This window comes from Streptomyces sp. NPDC053427, assembly GCF_044544985.1.
In the GTDB taxonomy this organism is placed as follows: domain Bacteria; phylum Actinomycetota; class Actinomycetes; order Streptomycetales; family Streptomycetaceae; genus Streptomyces.
On the sequence record NZ_JBITYA010000012.1, the window covers coordinates 1 to 20,832 of the forward strand.

The 20,832-nt window shown below is 71.5% G+C and carries 12 protein-coding genes; 1 reads left to right on the forward strand and 11 read right to left on the reverse strand.

Features of this window, described 5'->3' with window-relative positions; genetic code table 11:
• Positions 1-138: 138 nt before the first annotated feature.
• From glgB to ACIGWZ_RS30075, 8 genes are all read right to left on the reverse strand, one after another.
• Positions 139-2,505 carry a 1,4-alpha-glucan branching enzyme gene (gene glgB, locus ACIGWZ_RS30040; RefSeq protein WP_400069860.1) on the reverse strand — a complete coding sequence of 789 codons (2,367 nt, stop codon included), beginning with the start codon at positions 2,503-2,505 and terminating at the stop codon, positions 139-141.
• A gap of 41 nt (positions 2,506-2,546) precedes the next feature.
• Positions 2,547-3,989, reverse strand: a complete 1,443-nt coding sequence (locus ACIGWZ_RS30045) for a maltokinase (protein ID WP_400069861.1) — start codon at positions 3,987-3,989, stop codon at positions 2,547-2,549.
• Between the two features lie 340 nt (positions 3,990-4,329).
• Positions 4,330-6,051 carry a maltose alpha-D-glucosyltransferase gene (treS, locus tag ACIGWZ_RS30050; protein WP_400069862.1) on the reverse strand — a complete coding sequence of 574 codons (1,722 nt, stop codon included), beginning with the start codon at positions 6,049-6,051 and terminating at the stop codon, positions 4,330-4,332.
• Positions 6,048-8,051 carry a maltotransferase domain-containing protein gene (locus ACIGWZ_RS30055; RefSeq protein WP_400069863.1) on the reverse strand — a complete coding sequence of 668 codons (2,004 nt, stop codon included), beginning with the start codon at positions 8,049-8,051 and terminating at the stop codon, positions 6,048-6,050. Before ACIGWZ_RS30055 ends, treS begins: the two co-directional genes overlap by 4 nt.
• A 519-nt stretch (positions 8,052-8,570) precedes the next feature.
• Positions 8,571-10,133 carry a sensor histidine kinase gene (locus ACIGWZ_RS30060; protein WP_400069864.1) on the reverse strand — a complete coding sequence of 521 codons (1,563 nt, stop codon included), beginning with the start codon at positions 10,131-10,133 and terminating at the stop codon, positions 8,571-8,573.
• Positions 10,130-10,795: a response regulator gene (locus ACIGWZ_RS30065; RefSeq protein ID WP_400069865.1), complete on the reverse strand. Its 666-nt coding sequence runs from the start codon at positions 10,793-10,795 to the stop codon at positions 10,130-10,132. The genes ACIGWZ_RS30060 and ACIGWZ_RS30065 overlap by 4 nt, the downstream gene beginning before the upstream one ends.
• Positions 10,796-10,914: 119 nt before the next feature.
• Positions 10,915-12,546 carry a M4 family metallopeptidase gene (locus ACIGWZ_RS30070; RefSeq protein WP_400069866.1) on the reverse strand — a complete coding sequence of 544 codons (1,632 nt, stop codon included), beginning with the start codon at positions 12,544-12,546 and terminating at the stop codon, positions 10,915-10,917.
• 287 nt (positions 12,547-12,833) lie between these two features.
• The gene (locus ACIGWZ_RS30075; protein WP_400069867.1) at positions 12,834-15,143 is read right to left on the reverse strand and encodes a M4 family metallopeptidase; all 2,310 of its coding nucleotides are present in this window, start codon (positions 15,141-15,143) and stop codon (positions 12,834-12,836) included.
• Positions 15,144-15,776: 633 nt separating this feature from the next.
• Here ACIGWZ_RS30075 and ACIGWZ_RS30080 point away from each other — a divergent pair.
• A complete protein-coding gene (locus ACIGWZ_RS30080; protein ID WP_400069868.1) occupies positions 15,777-16,127 on the forward strand; it encodes a VOC family protein in 351 nt (116 codons plus the stop codon).
• A gap of 73 nt (positions 16,128-16,200) precedes the next feature.
• On the opposite strand, the gene ACIGWZ_RS30085 is transcribed toward ACIGWZ_RS30080, so the two are convergent.
• From ACIGWZ_RS30085 to ACIGWZ_RS30095, 3 genes are all read right to left on the reverse strand, one after another.
• Positions 16,201-16,878: a DUF2238 domain-containing protein gene (locus ACIGWZ_RS30085; RefSeq protein ID WP_400069869.1), complete on the reverse strand. Its 678-nt coding sequence runs from the start codon at positions 16,876-16,878 to the stop codon at positions 16,201-16,203.
• Between the two features lie 100 nt (positions 16,879-16,978).
• Entirely contained in the window at positions 16,979-18,883 is a 1,905-nt protein-coding gene (locus ACIGWZ_RS30090; RefSeq protein ID WP_400069870.1) for an ABC transporter ATP-binding protein, read from the reverse strand.
• Positions 18,880-20,820: an ABC transporter ATP-binding protein gene (locus ACIGWZ_RS30095; RefSeq protein WP_400069871.1), complete on the reverse strand. Its 1,941-nt coding sequence runs from the start codon at positions 20,818-20,820 to the stop codon at positions 18,880-18,882. The genes ACIGWZ_RS30090 and ACIGWZ_RS30095 overlap by 4 nt, the downstream gene beginning before the upstream one ends.
• Positions 20,821-20,832: the final 12 nt, after the last annotated feature.

Consider the following 20,832-nt stretch of genomic DNA (forward strand, 5'->3'; position numbering starts at 1 on the left):
CCCACCCACGGGAGGGGACGGACCGTAGCGGCGGAGCCGTGTAGGGCCGGCACCGCTCCCTACAAACCCACGCCCGCCGCCAGGCGCAACGGCGAGAAACCCACCACGGCGGGACGGCCGACAACGTGGGGAGAAACCCTAACGGCCGGGCCGGAACCACACCGTGGCCAACGGTGGAAGGACCGGCGCGAACGAGGCATCGCGGCCGTTCCACGGTGTGGGCTCCGGCTTGAGGGGGTCGGGGTTGGTGACCCCGCTGCCGCCGTAGCGGAGCGCATCCGTGTTGAGGGTCTCCCGCCAGGCGGGGACGTCGCCGGGGATGCCGAGGCGGTAGGCGTGCCGGACGACGGGGGAGAAGTTGGTGACCGCGATCAGGGGGGTGCCGTCGGCGGCGTAGCGGAGGAAGGACAGGACGTTGTCCTCGCCGGCGTCGCCGTCGATCCAGGAGAAGCCGGCCGGGTCGGTGTCGCGTTCCCACAGGGCGGGCGCGTCCGTGTAGCCGCGGTTCAGGTCGCGGACCAGATCGCGCACGCCCCGGTGGTCCGGCTCCGCCTCGTACGACGGGTCCAGCAGCCACCAGTCCGGGCCATGGCTCTCCGCCCACTCCGCGCCCTGCGCGAACTCCTGCCCCATGAAGAGGAGTTGCTTGCCGGGGTGGGCCCACATGTAGCCGAGGTAGGCGCGGTGGGTGGCGCGCTGCTGCCACCAGTCGCCGGGCATCTTCGACACCAGTGAGCGCTTGCCGTGCACCACCTCGTCGTGGGAGATCGGCAGCACGTAGTTCTCGGAGTAGGCGTAGATCATGGAGAAGGTCAGCTCGCCGTGGTGGTACTTGCGGTGCACCGGCTCCTTGGAGACGTAGACCAGGGAGTCGTGCATCCAGCCCATGTTCCACTTCAGCCCGAAGCCCAGGCCGCCGAAGCCGCCCGGGCCGACATGGTGTGTGGCGCGGGTGACGCCGTCCCAGGCGGTGGACTCCTCGGCGATGGTGACGACGCCGGGGCAGCGGCGGTAGACCGTCGCGTTCATCTCCTGGAGGAAGGCGACCGCGTCGAGGTTCTCCCGCCCGCCGTGGACGTTCGGGGTCCAGCCGCCTTCCTCGCGGGAGTAGTCGAGGTAGAGCATGGAGGCGACGGCGTCCACGCGCAGGCCGTCGATGTGGAACTCCTCGCACCAGTACACGGCGTTGGCGACCAGGAAGTTACGGACCTCGGTGCGGCCGTAGTCGAACTCCAGGGTGCCCCAGTCCGGGTGCGCGGCCCGTGCCGGGTCCTGGTGCTCGTACAGCGGGCGCCCGTCGAACTCCGCCAGCGCCCAGTCGTCCCGCGGAAAGTGCGCCGGCACCCAGTCCATCAGGACGCCGATCCCGGCCCGGTGCAGCGCATCGATGAGGTACTTGAAGTCGTCCGGGGTCCCCATCCGGGCGGTGGGCGCGTAGAAGCCGGTCACCTGATAGCCCCAGGAGCCGCCGAAGGGATGCTCGGAGACCGGCATGAGTTCGACGTGGGTGAACCCCAAGTCCTTTACATAGGCCGGAAGTTGGACGGCGAGCTGGCGGTAGGTGAGGCCGGGGCGCCAGGAGGGGAGGTGGACCTCGTAGACGGAGAACGGCGCCTGGTGCACGGGGCGCTCGGCGCGCCGCGCCATCCAGTCGGCGTCCTTCCAGCGGTAGTGCGACTCCTCCACGACCGAGGCGGTGGCGGGCGGGCACTCGGTGCGCCGGGCCATCGGATCGGCGCGTACGGTCCTCGAACCGTCCGGCCGGGTGATCTCGAACTTGTAGAGCTCGCCCTCGCCGATGCCCGGCACGAACAGCTCCCAGACGCCCGAGGACCCCAGCGAGCGCAGGGGAAAGGCCGTGCCGTCCCAGAGGTTGAAGTCGCCGACGACCCGGACGCCTCGGGCGTTGGGCGCCCAGACGGTGAAGCGGGTGCCGGTCACGCCCTGGTGGTCCATGGTCCGCGCGCCGAGCGCCTGCCACAGCTGCTCGTGCCGTCCCTCGGCGAACAGATGCAGATCCAGTTCGCCGACCGCGGGGAGGAAGCGGTAGGGGTCCCGCACGGTCACCGTGCCGTCCTCGTACTCGACGAGCAGCTCGTAGTCGGGGATCCTGCGCAGCGGCAGCACCCCGGCGAACAGCCCCTCGCCCTCGGCGTGCAGGGTGGCGCGCAGCCCCTTCGCCACGACGGTGACGCTGGTGGCGTACGGCCGCAGGATCCGGAAGAGCAGCCCGCCGCGCACCGGGTGCGCGCCGAGCAGCCCGTGCGGATCGTGATGGGTGCCGCCCAGCAGCCGGTCCCGGTCCTCGTCGCCGAGCGGGGCGGCGGCCCGCACCCCACGGCCGGCGGCCTTGGGCTTCGGCCCTCGGGGCGCGGTGGTGGGAGACGGGCGGGCGCTACGGGCCGGAGCGGCGGCCACGGCCCGTGCGCCCGCCGCGTCGTCGTCGGTCGCTTCCTGGCCGGGCGCGGGGTCGGGGGTGGTGGCGGGAGACGGGCGGGCGGTCACGTGGGGAGCCTCCTCGGGCGGGGATCACGGGGGTACGGGGGTCAGGCGCCGGCCGCCAGCCGCCGGACGGCGGCCATCGGGACGGGCAGCCAGTCGGGTCGGTGCCGTGCCTCGTACAGCACCTCGTAGACGGCCTTGTCGGTCTCGTAGGCGCGCATCAGCTCGGGCGCCGAGCGGGGATCGAGCCCGCCCGCCTCGGCATAGCCCCGGCAGTAGGCGTCGCGGGTGCGCCGCGCCCACTCCAGCGACCAGGGGTCGCCGGCGGCCGGTCCGCTGCGCGCCGCGTAGTCGAAGGAGCGCAGCATCGCGGCCACATCGCGCAGCGCCGGCTGCAGGCGGCGCCGCTCGACCAGCGGCCGGGCCGGTTCGCCCTCGAAGTCGATCAGCGACCAGCGGCCCTCGTCGGCGGAGCGCAGCGTCTGGCCCAGATGCAGATCGCCGTGGATGCGCTGGGCGGCCCAGCCGCGCCCGTCCCGGCCGACGGCGGCCAGCGCGTCGAACGCCTCCCGCAGCCGCGGCCGGTAGGGCTGGAGCGCGGGCACCGCGCGGGCGGTGGCCTCCAGCCGCCCGTCCATCCGGGCGGCGATCGCGGCCAGCTGCGGGCCGTGCAGCTCCGTGGTCGGCAGCGTCTGGGCGAGCGCGGTGTGCACCTCGGCGGTGGCATGGCCGAGCGCCCGCGCCGGGCCGGTGAAGTCGGCGCGTACGGACAGCGCGTTGAGGGCCAGCTGCCAGCCGTCCGCGGAGCCCGGCAGATACGGCTGGAGGACGCCCAGTGTGGTCGGCTCGCCGTGCTCCTCGGCGGCCTCCGCCTCGAACCACGCCACCGGCGCGGGCACCCGCGCGCACTTGGCGTCGGCCAGCGCGCGGGGCAGCTCCAGATCCGGGTTGATGCCGGGCGCGATCCGCCGGAAGACCTTGAGGATGAACGAATCCCCGTACACGATCGAGGAGTTGGACTGTTCGACGGCGATCGGCCGGGCCGGCAGCCCCGAGGGAATGTCCAGGCCCGGCTCACGGCCGAAGCGCAGCGCGCCGATCCGGCCGGGCACCCGCAGTCGTTCCAGCAGCAGTCCGCACAGCCGGTTGTCGAGCAGCGCGTCGTAGACGCTGCGGCCGCGCAGCGGGCCGCCGGTGGGGCGGCCGATCGCGGCGGGCGCCAGCTGCGGCGGCGGCGCGGGGTGCACGCCGAGCAGAAGCTGATAGCAGTCGCCCGCGACGGTGGCCCGGCTCGGCGGCGCCGACTGCTGGGCGCGCACGATCAGCTGCAGTATTCCCGGTGTGCCGCTGTCCGTTGTGCACGGCAGCAGTTCGGTCGCCGAGAGGAGCGAGAAGCCGGTGATCAGCCTTCCCTTGCCGGCGAACCAGCGCTGACGGGGCACCCATGCGGCGAGCAGGGGCGCGAGCGAGGACAGCAGATCGGGTGCGGCGACGAGCGGGCGGTCAGGGGTGTTTCGGATGGCACGGGTCGAGGCAATGTCCGACATTGGCGTCGCGTCCTTTCCCCGGGCACACGACAGATAGCCCAAAGTGTCCCGGAATGCGGCCTTGACTGTGCGGCGGCGCGGTGGGGGTACCCCCAGACGGAGTCCGGGGCACCTCACGCGAGGAACGTCCGTACGGCAGCGGAACGGTGCGTCAGCCGCTGCCTGCGTTGCGCGCCGGTCCCCGGTGCCCCGGAGACCGGCCCTTGCTCGCCCGGCCCGTGCGGTAGTAGGGAGACTGCCCGAGCGAAAGGTCAAAAAACGCCCGTACGCGCGTGCGGCCGCGTACGGGCGGATTTCTGGGAGCCCGTGCCCGGTGAGGGCGGCCCCGTTCCGGCGGCTGTCAGGCGGCGGGGTTCTTCCGCAGCCGGAACCAGTAGAAGCCGTGGCCTGCGAGGGTGAGCAGGTACGGCAGTTCGCCGATCGGCGGGAAGCGGACGCCTCCGATGAGTTCGACCGGATGACGGCCGCTGAACGCCTGGAGGTCCAGCTCCGTGGGCTGCGCGAAGCGCGAGAAGTTGTTCACGCACAGCACCAGGTCGTCGTCCGCGCCGCCGGCACCGGGCGACTCCCGCAGATACGCGAGCACCGCCGGGTTGCTGGAGGGGAGTTCGGTGTAGCTGCCGAGCCCGAACGCCGGGTTCTGCTTACGGATCTCGATCATCCGCCGGGTCCAGTGCAGCAGCGAGGACGGGGAACTCATCGCCGCCTCGACGTTGGTGACCTGGTATCCGTAGACCGGATCCATGATGGTCGGCAGCGACAGCCGGCCCGGGTCGCAGGAGGAGAATCCGGCGTTGCGGTCCGGCGTCCACTGCATCGGGGTGCGCACCGCATCGCGGTCCCCGAGCCAGATGTTGTCGCCCATGCCGATCTCGTCACCGTAATAGAGGATCGGCGAACCGGGGAGCGAGAGCAGCAGCGCCGTGAAGAGCTCGATCTGGTTGCGGTCGTTGTCGAGCAGCGGGGCGAGCCGCCGGCGGATGCCGATGTTGGCGCGCATCCGCGGGTCCTTGGCGTATTCCGCGTACATGTAATCGCGTTCTTCGTCCGTGACCATTTCGAGGGTCAGCTCGTCGTGGTTGCGAAGGAAGATGCCCCACTGGCAGCCGGACGGAATCGCCGGGGTCTTGGCGAGGATTTCCGATACCGGGTAACGGGATTCGCGGCGTACCGCCATGAAGATCCGCGGCATGACCGGGAAGTGGAACGCCATATGGCATTCGTCGCCGCCGACCGCGTAGTTGCCGAAGTAGTCGACGACGTCCTCCGGCCACTGGTTCGCCTCGGCCAGCAGCACGGTGTCCGGGTAATGCGCGTCGATCTCGGCGCGGACCCGTTTGAGGAAGGCGTGCGAGGCGGGCAGATTCTCGCAGTTGGTGCCCTCCTCGGCGTAGAGATACGGCACCGCGTCCAGCCGGAAGCCGTCGATTCCCAGGTCGAGCCAGAACCGCAGGGCGGAGATCATCTCCTCCTGGACCGTCGGGTTCTCGTAGTTGAGATCCGGCTGGTGGGAGAAGAAGCGGTGCCAGTAGTACTGCTTGCGCACCGGGTCGAAGGTCCAGTTGGACGCTTCGGTGTCGACGAAGATGATCCGGGCGTCGGCGTACTGCTTGTCGTCGTCGGCCCAGACGTAATAGTCGCCGTACGGCCCTTCCGGGTCGGTGCGCGACTCCTGGAACCACGGGTGCTGATCGCTGGTGTGGTTCATCACCATGTCGATGATGACCCGCATACCGCGCTGGTGCGCGGCGTCCACGAATTCCACGAAATCGGCCAGATCGCCGAACTCGGGAAGCACCGAGGTGTAGTCGGAGACGTCGTACCCGCCGTCTCTGAGCGGGGATTTGAAGAACGGTGGGAGCCACAGGCAGTCCACCCCCAGCCATTGCAGATAGTCGAGCTTGGCCGTGATGCCCTTGAGGTCCCCGACGCCGTCGCCGTTGCTGTCCTGGAACGAGCGCACCAGGACTTCGTAGAAGACGGCCCGTTTGAACCAGTCGGGATCGCGGTCCTTCGCCGGTGTGTCCTCGAACGTGTCGGGGACAGGCTCATTGACGATCAATTGGGTGACCCTCCGATCGGTGAGGACGGTCGCAGTGACAGCACATGAGCGGGCGCGAGAGAGCGGCCCGGCTCCAGGCGCACATAGTTGTCCCTGCCCCAGTGGTAGGTGTCGCCGGTGAGCTCGTCGCGCACCGGCAAGGAATCGTGCCGGGCGAGGCCGAGTTCCGGCATGTCCAACGACACCGTCGCCTCGTGGGTGTGGTGCGGATCGAGGTTGACCACTGTGAGGACCGTGTCGGCACCGTCCCCGTGTCCCGAACGCTTGGAGTAAGCGATCACGGATTCGTTGTCGACGTGGTGAAAGTGCAGGTTGCGCAGCTGCTGGAGCGCGGGGTGCCGACGGCGGATGCGGTTGAGCGCCGTGATGAGCGGGGCGATGGTACGCCCCTCGCGGGCCGCCGCATCCCAGTCGCGGGGCCGTAGTTGGTACTTCTCCGAGTCGAGGTACTCCTCGCTGCCGGGGTGCAGCGGCGTCGCCTCGCACAGCTCGTAGCCTGCGTAGACGCCCCAGGTGGGGGAGAGCGTGGCGGCCAGTACGGCACGGATCTCGAAGGCCGCGCGGCCGCCGTCCTGAAGGTAGGCGTGCAGGATGTCCGGGGTGTTGACGAAGAAATTCGGCCGCAGCCAGTCGGCGCTCTCACCGGTCAGTTCGGTGAGGTACTCGGTCAGTTCCCGCTTGGTGTTGCGCCAGGTGAAGTACGTGTAGGACTGGTGGAAGCCGATCTGGGCGAGGGTGCCCAGCATCGCGGGGCGGGTGAACGCCTCGGCGAGGAAGAGGACGTCGGGGTCGGTGCGGTTGATGTCGGCGAGCACCTTCTCCCAGAACACCACCGGCTTGGTGTGCGGGTTGTCGACGCGGAAGATCCGTACGCCCTTGGCCATCCAGAAGCGCAGCACCCGTTCCGTCTCGCGCACCAGCCCGCGGAAGTCGGTGTCGAAGGCGAGGGGGTAGATGTCCTGGTACTTCTTCGGCGGGTTCTCCGCATACGCGAGGGAACCGTCGGCGCGGTGGTGGAACCACTGCGGGCGCTGGTCGACCCAGGGGTGGTCGGGGGAGCACTGCAACGCGAAGTCCAGCGCCACCTCCATCCGCAGGTCGCGGGCGGTGCGCACGAAATGGGCGAAGTCCTCGAAGGTGCCCAGGTCCGGGTGGAGGGCGTCATGGCCGCCGTCGCCGGAGCCGATCGCCCAGGGAGAGCCGACGTCGTCCGGGCCCGCGGACAGCGCGTTGTTGGGGCCCTTGCGGAAGGCGGTCCCGATGGGGTGGACGGGCGGCAGGTAGACGACGTCGAAGCCCATCGCGGCGACCGCGGGCAGGCGTTCGGCGGCGGTGCGCAGGGTGCCGCTGATGACGCTGCCGTCCGGTGCGGTGATCGCGCCCTCGGAGCGCGGGAAGAGCTCGTACCACGAGCCGAACAGGGCTCGGCGGCGCTCGACCACCAGCGGCATCGGCCGGGAGACGGTGAGCAGTTCGCGCAGCGGATGGCGGTCCAGGGCGCCGGTGACCTCGGGGTCGAGGGCGGCGGCGAGGCGGGTGGCGGCGGGGAGTTCGCCGTTGCGCAGCGCGTCCACGGCGCCGAGCACCGCCTCGCGGCCGTCGCTCTTGGGGACGTCGGCGGCGGCCCGTTCGTGCAGCGCGGCGCCCTCGGTGAGGACCAGTTCGGTGTCGATGCCCGCCGGAATCTTGAGGGCGGCGTGCCGGCGCCAGGTGGTGAGCGGATCGGACCAGGCCTCGACGGTGTAGGTCCAGCGGCCCTCGACTCCGGGGCTGACCTCGGCGGTCCACCGGTCGGTGCCGGGCGCCGCCTCGCGCATCGGGGTCCAGGGGGCGCAGCGGCCGGCCGGGTTGCGCAGCACCACATTGGCGGCGACGGCGTCATGGCCTTCCCGGAACACGGTGGCCGAGATCTCGAGGGTCTCGCCGGCCACCGCCTTCGCCGGTCTGCGGCCGCAATCGATCTGCGGGCGGATGTCCAGTACAGGGATGCGACCGATCATGGGCTCACCTGGGCTATTGATGCTTTGCGGGGTTTTGTCCTTTGTATCCGCTCCACGGTAGGGGGATGGGGTCCGGGCATGGGCGCTCCTGTCCGCTTTCACTCGGTTGGCGGTGGGTGCGGCGAGTAGCGGCGTACTCGGTGAGCCTGCCCGGTGCGCACGGACGGGCAATCCGGTGCGCCGGTGAACTACTCGTTCGTAACTCCTCGCCCGCCGCGAGCCGTCGGACATGCCGCCGGAACTCTCGCGGGGCGGGACGGAAAAGCGCTGACACGATCGGGTCGCCTCCTCAACTCAGGTGAATCACAAGAGATTTGAATCACAAGGGAGTTGCGGTGTGCGGGTGTCCGATGCCGCGCCGGGCCCGTCGGCGTCACACCGCAGCCTCTCGCCAGGAGGGAGTCCGTACAAGAGCGCCTGAGGGGGTGGAATCGGCCATATCGACGGACGCGGTGGTACGGATGCGGCCGCCGTGCCAGGTGTCGCGGGCCTTCCGGCCCCGATCGACCGGGACAGCCCTTAAGGGACGTCCCGGCGGTGCACGACGTCCGCGCGCACCAGGCGGCCGCCGGCGAAGCAGAGCTCGTACGCGGACGTGTCGGCCGAGTCCACTCCGTAGTACGTGCACGACCAGCCGCGCGGCGGGTCGGGGGTGCCGTCCGGCGGCGAGTCCAGCGCGAAGAACGGCGCCACGGACTCCACCTCCGCGCGCGGCATCCCGGTCCGCAGACTCTGGAAGGCGGTCCGGTCCAGGACCGTCCAGGCGGGGCTGACCAGGGCGAACACGCCCATCAGGGCGAGCAGCGCGGCGAGCGCCACCAGCGGCAGCGTCACCGTCTGCCGCAGCCGCCGCCGGACCCGTTGCCGGGCCTGGGCCAACTCCCGTTCCGCGGCGGTCGGTTCGGCGGCCGCAGGAACCTCGGGGGCCGGTTCCCCGGTCATCGGCAGCCGCGCCGTGACCGCGAAGCCGCCCTCCGGCGTCGGCCCGCTGCGCAGCGTCCCGCCCGCCAGCCGCACCCGTTCGTCCAGGCCCACCAGCCCGCTGCCCCCGGAGACCGGATCCGGCGCGGCGCCGTCCGGGCGGCGGTCATTGGCCACCGTCACCTCCAGGCGGTCGGCGGACCGTGCGATCCGCACCCCGACGGCCGCGCCCGGCGCATGTTTGGCGGCGTTGGTCAGCGCTTCCTGGACGACGCGGTGCAGGGCGTGGCCGGTCATGGCCGGCGGCTCGGGGGCGCGGTCGTCGCCGGCCGTCTCCACCGTCACGCTCATCCCCGATTCCCGCGCGCGCCCCACCAGCGCGGGCACGCTCCCGGCGGACGGCGCACCGGGCGCGTCCTCGTCGTCCGTGCGCAGGACGCCGATGATCTCCCGCAGCCGTTCGGTGGCCGTCCCGGCCGCCTCCCGTAGCGCGCCGGCCGCCGCGCGGCGCTCCGCGTCCAGCGTGCGATCGAGCTCAAGTGCCCCCGCACGCAGGGCGATCAGGGCCAGATCGTGGCCGAGCGAGTCGTGCATGTCGCCGGCGATCCTGGCCCGCTCGCGCAGCCGGGCGCGGTCGGCGACGGCCCGCTGCTCGCGCTCCATCCGGTCGGCGAGCCGCCAGCCGGTGCGGACCAGTTCGGCGTACTGGCGGCGGTAGCGGCCCAGCAGCCACGGCAGCACCACATTGAGCAGCAGCGCGGTCAGGAAGGTGAACCAGGGCCACAGGGAGCGGCTGACGAGCGCGCACAGCGGGACACCGGCCGCCGCGACGCCGGCGAAGAACCACAGCGCGGGCTGGGCGCGCGCCGTCCGGACGCCCGCCAGATAGCCGAGGAGGGCCAGGGCGAGGGAGTACGCCCCGGTGGCCAGCTGCTCCGAGACCACCAGGCTCGGCACCACCGGGATCGCCACCGCCGCCAGCGGCCAGCGCCTGCGCAGCAGTACGGCCAGGCCGAGCAGCGGGAACCCGGCCAGCATCGCCCACCGCTGGAGCGCATGAGGGGAGGCGAACGTGGCGGTGATCGGAACGCACAGAATCAGCCACAGTGCGAGGCCGGGGAGCCGTCCGCGCCAGGTGGCCGAAAGCGATCGGCGGTTCATGACGCCGGGACCAGCCCCGCCTCGTACGCGAGGATCGCCGCCTGCACGCGGTTCCTGAAGCCGAGCCGGGCCAGGATGGTGCTGACGTACGTCTTGACGGTGCCCTCGACCAGGAACAGCCGCCGGGCGATCTCGGCGTTCGACAGCCCGGCGCCGATCAGGCCGAGCACCTCGCGCTCGCGGCCGGTCAGTTCGGCGACCCGGGCCCGCGCGGCGACACCCCGGCCGAGCCGTCCGCCGTCGAGGTGGGCGATGACGCGGCGGGCGACGGACGGCGAAAGCGCGGCGCCGCCCTCGGCGACCGCCCGGACGCCGGCCAGTAGCTCCCGGGGATCGCCCGACTTGAGCAGGAACCCGGCGGCGCCGGAGCCGAGGGCGGCCGTCAGATACGCGTCCTCGGAGAACGTCGTCAGCATCACCACGGCCGTCCCGGGGGCCAGCTCGGCCAGTTCCGCGGCGGCGGCGAGCCCGTCCAGACCGGGCATCCGGATGTCCAGCAGGCAGACGTCCGGGCGGTGGCTGCGGGCCAGTGCCACCGCCGCGCGGCCGTCCGCGGCCTCCGCGACGACCTCGATCCCCGGATCCGTGCCGAGGATCGCGCGGACCCCGGCCCGCAGCATCGGCTCGTCGTCGGCCAGCAGCACCGTGATCGATCGGCTCATCGGGACCCCCGTCACACGCGAAGGGGCGGTGTCCGGAGGGACTCCGGACACCGCCCGCTCTTGAAGGTCACGTTACCTCGGTGCGATCCTCAGGTGATCGAACACCGGTGACCGACGCGTTACTTGACCGCGACGCCCGTCCACGCGGCCTCGACGCCCTTGACCTCGGCGCCGTCCTTGCCGTAGAGGTCGGTGGCGGCCTTGACGGTCGCCTCGCGCGCGCCCTTGTAGTCGGTGTTGGAGGTCATGTACTCGGTCAGGGCCTTGAACCAGATCTTCTCGGCCTTGTCCCGCCCGATGCCCTCGACCTTGGAGCCGTCCGCGGTCGGGCTGTCGTACTTCACGCCACCGATCTCCTTCGGGCCGCTGCCCTCGGACAGCAGGTAGAAGAAGTGGTTGGCGACGCCCGACGAGTAGTGCGGGTCGAGGCCACCGGTGCTGGAGTCCCAGAAGTCCTTGGACTGACCGTCCTTGGACGGCTTGTCCATGTAGCGCAGCGGCGTGCCGTCACCGTTGATGTCGATCTTCTCGCCGATGAGGTAGTCGCCCGGGTCCTTGTCGTTCTTGGCGTAGAACTCGACCGAGGTGCCGAAGATGTCCGAGGTGCCCTCGTTCAGGCCGCCGGACTCACCGCTGTACTCCAGGTTGGCGGTGGCGGAGGTGACGCCGTGCGACATCTCGTGCGCCGCCACGTCCAGGGCGGTCAGCGGGGCCTTGTTGTCCTGGCCGTCGCCGTAGGTCATGCAGAAGCAGCTGTCGTCCCAGAAGGCGTTGACGTAGCTGTTGCCGTAGTGGACGCGGGACGAGGCACCCTTGCCGTCGCCCTTGATGCCCGAGCGGCCCTGCACGTTCTTGTAGTAGTCCCAGGTCTCGGCCGCACCGTAGTGCGCGTCGACGGCCGCGGTCTGCGGGTCGTCGGGCTTGCCGGTGCCCCAGTTGTCGTCGTCGTCCGTGAAGGCCTTGCCGTCGCCGGACTCGCCGTTCTCGAGGTTGGTGGTCTTGTGGCCACCGCGCTCGCCGTCGGTCAGCGTGAAGCCGCTGCCCTCCTTGGAGGTGCCCAGCTCGACGCTGCCGCTGTACTCGCTCTCGCCCTTGCCGGTGTGGATCTCGTCGTACTGGAAGAGCTTCTTGCCGCTGTCGGCGTCGGTGATGACGTGCAGCCGGCTGGGCGTGCCGTCCTTCTGGGTGCTGGAGACGACGGTGTCGTACGCGAGGACCGGGGAGCCCTTGGCGGCCCAGACGACCTTGCGGGCGGCCTTGGCGGTGGCCGACTTCGCGCCGAGCGTCTTGGCCGCGACGCCCTGTGCCGACTTCTGCGCGGCCGAGGGGGCGATCTTCGCGGTGGTGGAGGCGACCTTGATGGTCTTCTCGGTGGCCTTGGTGGTGCTCTTGATGGCGCCGCCCTTGGCGGTGTGCACGACCATGTCGCCGCCGAGGACCGGCAGTCCGGCGTAGGTGCGCTCGTAGCGGGTGTGCGTGGTGCCGTTGGCGTCCTTGATGACGTCCTTGACGACCAGCTTCTCCTGCGAGCCGAGCCCGAGCGACTTGGCGGTCATCGCCTTGGTGGCGTCCGCGTCGCGCAGCAGCTCGGCGCGGTGCGAGGCGCTCAGCTTCAGCGGAGTGCCACCCAGCGCGGTGGGCTGGTTGGTCGAGGCGCCGGCGGTACCTACGGTGATGCCGGCGGCCAGCAGGGCCGCGGCGGCGAGGGCGGTACCGGTGACACGGGCCTTGCGGGATATGTGGGGGGTCACGCGTGCTCCTTCAACTTTGCCAAGTGGTGGGGGTGCAAAGCGATGCGGGTGTGACATGCGTCGGGAAGACTGCCAGTTCGAACGCGTGCATGTCAGGAGTCTGTAGGAAGGTTGGCTGAAAATCGTCCGTAGAGAGGGGATCGCTGTTCGTATAACGGAAAGGGGCGCCGCCCCCGACGATCCGGGGACGACGCCCAACTCGCTCTCTCAGCAGCTCAGTTGTGGTGCCGAGCGATCACCGGGCCGCCTCTGCCATACGAAGATGACGGTGCGGTGCCGATGCACCATCAGAACGTGAGCTTCCAGCCGTTGATGTAGCCCGAGTCCTGCGCGTACACGTCCTGGACCCGCAGCTTCCAGGTGCCGCTCGCCGCCTTCGAGGAGGCGTTGACCGTGTAGGTCGTCTTCACGTTGGCCGCCGAGTCGAACGCGCTGGCGTTCTTCAGCCGGTACGCCGTACCGTCCGGCGCGATCAGATCGATGACCAGGTCACCGCGGTAGGTGTGGACGATGTCCACCGCCACCTTCAGCGCGCTGGGCGCATTGCCGCTGCGGCTGACGGTGATCGGCGAGGTGACCGCCGCGCCCGCGTCCGGGATCGCCACGTCGTCGGCGTTCTCGAAGACACTGCCGCCACCGGCCGGGTTGACCGTCCAGGTGAAGGTGGCCGTCCCGGTCTTCTTGGCGGCGTCGGTGACCGTCACCGTCACATTGCTGGTACCGGTGGCGGTCGGCGTACCGGAGATCAGACCGGTGCTCGCATTGACCGACAGACCGGCCGGCAGCCCGCTCGCCGCGTACGACAGCGCGCCCGCCGTCCCGCTGCTCGCCTTGATCTGCAGGCTGGCCGCCTGGTTCACGGTGCTGGTCTGGTTGCCCGGGTTGGTGACCGTGACCCCGCCGCCGTCCGGGACGCGGGAGCCGACGTTCACCGCCGCCCAGGTGTTGGCGACGGTGTTGTACGACGCGCTGCCCTGGCCGAAAAGGTCCGCCGCGGCCTGGAGGGTGGCGGTGCGGGCGCCCGCGTAGTTGGTGTTGGCGTTCATGTACTGGCTGAGCGCCTTGAACCACACCTTCTCGGCGTTGGCCCGGCCGATGCCCGGGACGGGCAGGTTGTCGAAGGTCGGGCTGTCGTAGTGGACGCCGCCGATGTCCTTCGGCCCACTGCCCTCGGACAGCAGGTAGAAGAAGTGGTTGGCGACGCCGGACGAGTAGTGCACGTCCTTGTCGCCGACGTTGCTCGACCAGTAGTCCGCCGACGCCCCGTCCTTGCTGGGCTTGTCCATGTAGCGCAGCGGGGTGCCGTCGCCGTTGATGTCGATCTTCTCGCCGATGAGGTAGTCACCGGGGTCGGAGGCGTTGTTGGCGTAGAACTCCACCGCCGTGCCGAAGATGTCCGAGGTCGCCTCGTTGAGGCCGCCGGACTCGCCGCTGTACTCCAGGCCCGCGGTGTTGGAGGTGACGCCGTGCGACATCTCGTGGCCGGCCACGTCGATGGCGGTCAGCGGGGAGTTGTTGCCGCTGCCGTCGCCGTACGTCATGCAGAAGCAGCCGTCGTCCCAGAAGGCGTTGACGTAGCTGTTGCCGTAGTGGACGCGGGAGTAGGCACCCACGCCGTCACCGCGGATGCCGCTGCGGCCGTGCACGTTCTTGTAGTAGTCCCAGGTCTCCTGCGCGCCGTAGGCGGCGTCCACACCGGCGGTCTGGGCGTTCTGCGGCGTGCCGTCGCCCCAGGTGTCGTCCGCGTCCGTGAAGAGCGTGCCCGTCCCGGAGGAGCCGTGCTTGAGGTCGTAGGTCTTGTGGTTGCCGCGGGTGGCGTCGGTCATCGAGAAGTTCGGCGCCGAACCCGACGTCCCGAGGGTGACCTTGCCGCTGTACTCGCTGTTGCCGACGCCGGTCTCGATCCCCTGGTACTGGAAGATCTTGGCGCCGGTCGTGGCATCCGTGATCACATGCAGCTGATTGGGCGTGCCGTCGTCCTGCAGCCCGCCGACCACCGTCTCGTACGCGAGCAGCGGCTTGCCGTCGGCGACCCACACCACCTTGCGCGGCGCCTTGGTGGCCGCGGTCTTCTTCGAACCCAGCGCCTGCGCCGACGTGACGGCCTTGGCCGCGGCCGCGGCCGGCTTCACCTTCGCCGTGGTGCTCGCGACCTTCAGCTGCGAGCGCACGGCCTTGGTGACGCCCTTGAGCTTGCCGCCCTTGCTCTCGTGCACCACGAGGTCGCCGCCGAGGACCGGCAGTCCGGCGTAGGTGCGTTCGTAGCGGGTGTGTACCGTGCCGTCGGCATCCTTCGAGACGTCCTTGACGACCAGCTTCTCCTGCGCGCCGAGCTTGAGCTGCCGCGCGGTCTCGGCGGTGGTGGCGCCTGCTGCCCGTATCAGCTCCGCACGCTGGGACGGGGACAGCTTGGCCGGCAGCGCGCCGGGCTTGGGCGTGGCGTGCGCCGTACCGGGCCGCGGGGCGGCGGCCGTGCCGGTGCCGGCCTGTACGCCGACGGTCAGCAGCGCGGTGACGGCGACAAGGGCGCCGGCCGCGGTGGCGCGTCCGGGGGAGGTGCGGCGTCGGGGGGTGGACCCATGGGGGGTGCGTCTCACACTGACTCCTTCTGCGGTGGCCGCGACGTGACGGTGCGGCCGAGGGGGACCGGGCGGCGAACGGCCGTCCGGGCAGAGCGAGGCAGAACACTTGGAGCGTGTGGGGGGAGACGTACGGGTGCGCGGGGTGCATCCGGCTGTGCCGGTGGTGCCGTCGTACGGACTGCCGCCGGGCGTGGGGCTGTGGGGGCCCGTGCGGCGGCTGCGGGGAAGAGTCCCACCACCGAAGCCCGATTGTCAGGCTCCGTTCAAGTAATTGGCCGGAAAACGTTCGTTGCGCGAAATCCGCGTCCGGAAGACGGACACGCCGGCGGTGTTCCCGGGCGGTCCGCCCGCCCGGGCACGGGGTCCCGGAGGGACGATGCGCCGACCGAGGGATCCACCGCGACCCCGCCGCGGCGCCTCCGTAACCGGTCGCGCGGGCCCGGCCGTTGGTGCCGTAGCGCGCGACGCCGCCGTTCCCGCCGCCGAGCAGGTGGGTGGAGCCGAAGCCGATGTCCTCGTCCGAGCCGGTGACGGCGACCGAGGCGGTACGCGCGGGCCCGGATGTGGCGATCACCGATACGGCGACCTGCCCGTGGCAGGATGCCGCCCGCGACACTGCCAGAGCATCCAGCGAAACGAGGGACCGGCATGATCAACGGCGCCCACGCCATCCTCTACAGCCAGGACGCGGCGGCCGACCGCGCCTTCCTCCGTGACGTCCTCGGGTTCCCCGGCGTCGATGCGGGCGGGGGCTGGCTGATCTTCAAACTGCCCCCGGCCGAGGTCGCCGTGCACCCCACCGACGGCGCGCCGCATCACGAGTTCTTCCTGATGTGCGACGACCTCGACGCTCAGCTCGACGAGCTCCGCGCCCAGGGCGTCGAGATCACCCGCCCGGTCAGCGAGCAGCGGTGGGGCAAGCTGACCGCGTTGCGCCTTCCCAGCGGCGCCGAACTGCCGCTGTACCAGCCGCTCCACCCGGTGGCCCACGGTCTGTGACGCGGAGGCGGGGCGCTGCGGACCGCGGTCACCGCCGGCAGCGCTCACCTCCGGGCGGCCGTCCGTTACGGCGCTACCGCCGCTCCGCCGCCGCGAGCGCGTCGAGCTGGCGGTCGTGCACGCGGCTCAGCAGCAGCACCGAGACGGTCGCCCCGATCAGCGCGCAGAACATGTCCCACTGGGTGTCCCACGCATCGCCCTGAGTGGCCAGGAAGCCGTCGGCGGCGTGTCCGCCGATCACCGCAGCGGCCCACTCGAGCATCTCGAAGACCGCGCTGAAGGCGAGGCAGGCGCACACGGTCAGAGGCGCCAGCCAGCGACTGCCGCGCAGCGGTGCGGTCCGGCTGAGCAACTCGCGCACCAGGACGGCGGGCACGAAGCCCTGCATGAGGTGTCCGAACCGGTCGTAGGGATTGCGGGCGAGCCCGAGCCCGTCCCGTACCCAGTCACCCAGCGGAACCTGCGCATAGGTGTAGTGGCCGCCCACCGCGAGCACCAGCGCGTGCGCCGCGAGCAGACAGCAGAGCAGCTGCGTGAGCGGGAACCGACGGCTGCTCAGCACGATCAGGGGCAGCCCGACCAGCACCCACGCGGTCTCGAGCAGCCATGTCGTCGGGTCGTTCGGCTGCCGGGCGGAGAGCGCCGTGCCCGCGACGACGACCGCGACGAGTGCGGTCGGCAGCGGCCGCCGCGGCAGACGCTTCCCGGACGTCGGGCGACGGGTGGGCGTGGTGAGGAGAGTCTCGGGCATGAGGGGGCTCCTTCGGTGCAGGTGGTGCCATCGTCCCGGAGCCCGGGGCGGCGGAGCATGAGTACGGCTACCCATGTCGCGCAGCCCGGCGGGCCGCCTGTCACCCCACGCTCTCCCGCCAGGCCTGGTGGAGCTCCGCGAACCGGCCCCGGTCGGCGATCAGTTCGCCGGGCCGGCCGTCCTCGACGATGCGGCCGTCGGACATGACCAGGACCCGGTCGGCCGTCTCGACCGTGGACAGGCGGTGGGCGATGACGACGGCCGTGCGGCCGCGCAGGACGGTGTCCATGGCGCGCTGCACCGCGCGCTCGCCGGGTATGTCCAAGGAGCTGGTGGCCTCGTCCAGGATGAGCACGGACGGGTCGGCGAGCAGGGCCCTGGCGAAGCCGACGAGTTGGCGTTGGCCTGCGGAGATGCGGCCGCCGCGCTTGCGGACGTCGGTGTCGTAGCCGTCCGGCAGGGCGGTGATGAAGTCATGGGCGCCGATGGCCTTGGCGGCGTGCTCCATCTCCTCGCGGGTGGCCTCGGGGCGGCCGATGGCGATGTTGTCGGCGACCGTACCGGAGAAGAGGAACGCCTCCTGGGTGACCATGACGACACCGCGGCGCAGCTCGGCGCCGGACAGGTCGCGCAGGTCGACGCCGTCGAGGAGGATCCGGCCCTCGGTGGGGTCGTAGAAGCGGGCCAGCAGCTTGGCGAGGGTGGACTTGCCGGCTCCGGTGGCGCCGACCACGGCGACGGTCGAGCCGGCTGCGAGGGTCAGATCGAAGCGGGGCAGCACCTCGCCGCCGGTGCGGTAGGCGAACCGTACGCCGTGGAAGGCGGCCTCCCGGCCGGGCCGGCCGGATGCGGCGGCGGGCAGCGGAAGCGGCCGGGCGGGCTCGGGGACGCTGGGCCGCTGGGCCAGCAGACCGGCGATCTTCTCCAGGGAAGCGGCTGCGGACTGGTAGGAGTTGAGGAACATCCCCAGCCGGTCGATGGGGTCGTAGAGGCGGCGCAGATAGAGCACCGCGGCGGCGAGCACGCCCAGCGCGAGGCCGCCGACGGCCACGCGGTAGGCGCCCCACAGGACGATCGCGGCCACCGCGACATTGGCCACCAGCCGCGAGGAGACGACATAGCGGGCCATCTCCAGGGTGGCGTCGCCGTTGACCCGCTCATGGCGGCGGTTGAGCGCGGCGAACGCGGCGTCGTTGGGCCGCTCGCGACGGAACGCCTGCACCGGGCGGATGCCGTTCATGGTCTCGGTGAACTTCACGATGAGGGCGGCGGTGGCGGTGGACTTCGTGCTGTAGACGCGCCGGGAACGGCGCTGGTAGGAGCGTACGAGGAGGTACAGCGGCCCGGCGGTGGCAACGGCCGCGGCGCCGAGCCCCCAGTCCAGATAGAGGAGGGTCGCGGTGATGAAGAAGGTCTGCAGGACGATGACGATCAGTTCCTGGAGGCCCTCTTCGAGGAGCTCGCGCAGCGACTCGACGTCGGTCGTGGCGCGGGAGATCAGCCGGCCGGACGTATAGCGCTCGTGGAAGTCGAGGCTCAGGGCCTGGCCATGGCGGAAGATCCGGCCGCGCAGGTCGAACAGGACGTCCTGGCTGACCCTGGTCGAGAAGAGGATGTAGGCGAACTGGAGGCCGCCGGAGACGGCGGCGCAGAGCCCGGCCGCCACCGCCACCGTGATCAGCGGGCCGTAGTCGTCCGCCCGCAGCGCCGGTACCGCGCGGTCGAGGGCGTACGCGACGATCAGCGGGCCCGCCTGGACGGCTGCCTGCTGGAGCAGGAGCACGACGGCCGTGAGCCAGACACGGCGCTTGTGCGGCGCCAGCAGCGCATGCAGGAGGGTGCGGGAGGCGCCCCGGGGAGTGGGGAGCACGTCCCGTTCGAAGGCGTCGGCGGATTCGGCGTCGGGGGAGCCGGGGCCGGGGTGGTGTTCCGGCGTGGCCGCGTCCCGGTCCGGGCGCGGGCCCTCCTGGCCGTCGGCCGGCGCATCGGCAGCGGTGGCCGTCATCGGGCCTCCTCCCTCTCGCGGCGGCCGGTGTCGCCGGACATCAGCGCGGCGTACTCGGCGTTCTCCCGCAGTAGTTCGTGGTGGGTGCCGACGGCGGATATCCGGCCGCCGGAGAGCAGCGCCACCCGGTCGGCCAGCAGGACCGTGGACGGGCGGTGGGCGACGACCAGGGCGGTGGTGGTGGCCAGTACCTGGCGCAGGGCCGCCTCCACGAGCGCCTCGGTGTGGACGTCGAGCGCGGAGAGCGGGTCGTCGAGGATCAGGAAGCGGGGGCGGCCGACCACGGCACGGGCCAGGGCGAGTCGTTGCCGCTGTCCGCCGGACAGGCTCAGGCCCTGCTCGCCGACCTGGGTGGCGGCGCCGTCGGGCAGGGCGCCGACGAACCCGTCGGCCTGCGCCACCTCCAACGCCCGCAGGAGGTCGGCCTCTTGGCGATCCTCGGTGCCGGTGCCGGAGGCGGAGGCGGAGGCGGTGGTGGTGCCGGTGGTGGCCATCAAGACGTTGTCCGCCACCGTCGCCGAGAACAGGGTCGGCTCCTCGAAGGCCATCGCCACCAGTGCGCGCGCCTCGTCCCGGCCGAGCGTCGCCAGGTCCCGGCCGTCGAGGGTGATCCGGCCGCCGGTGGGGTCGTAGAGCCGCGGCACCAGCGCCGTCAGGGTCGTCTTCCCGCTTCCGGTGGCGCCGACCAGGGCCATGGTCTCGCCGGACCGGATGTGCAGATCGATGCCGCGCAGGGTGGCGGGGGTGTCCGCCGGGGCGTCGGGATAGCGGAACTCGACGCCCTCGAAGCGCAGGCCGCCCCTCTCGCCGGGGGGCTCGCCCCCGGGGTCCGCCGCGGGTTCGTCTCCAGGGTCCGCCGGGCCCGCATCCTCCGCCACCGCCTCCTCGTCCATGACCTCGAAGTACCGGTCCGTGGCCGTCGCCGCTTCGTTGCTCATGGCCAGCAGGAAGCCGATGGAGTCCACCGGCCAGCGCAGCGCCAGCGCCGTGGAGAGGAAGGCGACGAGGGTGCCGGCGGACAGCGCGCCGTCGGCCACCTGGAGCGTGCCCAGCACCAGGGCCGTGGCGATCGCGATCTCCGGGAGGGTGGTGATGAAGCCCCAGATCCAGGCCAGCAGCCGCGCCTTGCGGAGCTCGGTCGTACGGACCCGGCGCGTCAGGTCCCGGAAGGCGCGGGCCTGGCTGCGATGGCGGCCGAAGCCCTTGATGATCCGGATGCCGAGCACCGACTCCTCGACCACCGTCGCCAGATCGCCCAGCTGGTCCTGGGCCCGGCGGGCGGCGAGCGCGTACTTGGCCTCGAGGACCGAGCACAGCACCATCAGCGGCAGCACCGGCGCGAGCAGCACCAGCCCCAGCGTCCAGCGCTGCACCAGCAGGATCACGCAGCCCACCACGATCGTCGTGCCGTTGACCAGCAGGAACGTCAGGGGGAAGGCGAGGAACATCCGCAGCAGGGAGAGGTCGGTGGTGGCGCGGGAGAGCAGCTGGCCGGAGGCCCAGCGGTCGTGGAAGGAGACCGGCAGCCGCTGGAGACGGCGGTAGAGCGCCTCGCGCATGGCCGCCTCGACCGCGGCGAGCGGCCGCGCCACCAGCCAGCGCCGCAGCCCGAACAGCCCCGCCTCGGCGAGCCCGAGCACCAGCAGACAGCCGCCGCCCAGCCACACCCCGCCCGGGTCGCGCGCCGCCACCGGACCGTCCACCAGCCACTTGAGGACCAGCGGAATCACCAGTCCGATGCACGACGCCAGCACCGCCACGAACGCGGCGATGAAGAACCGCGTCCGCACCGGGCGGACGAAGGGCCACAGCCGTAACAGCGAGCGCACCGCGGAGCGTTGGGCGGCGTCCGGCGGGCCGGTCGATGGCGTGGCGTGGTCGGGTGACGGGTGTCCGGTCGTCGGGTGTTCGGTCGTCGTCTGCGCGGTATCGGCCACACTCGCGAGCGT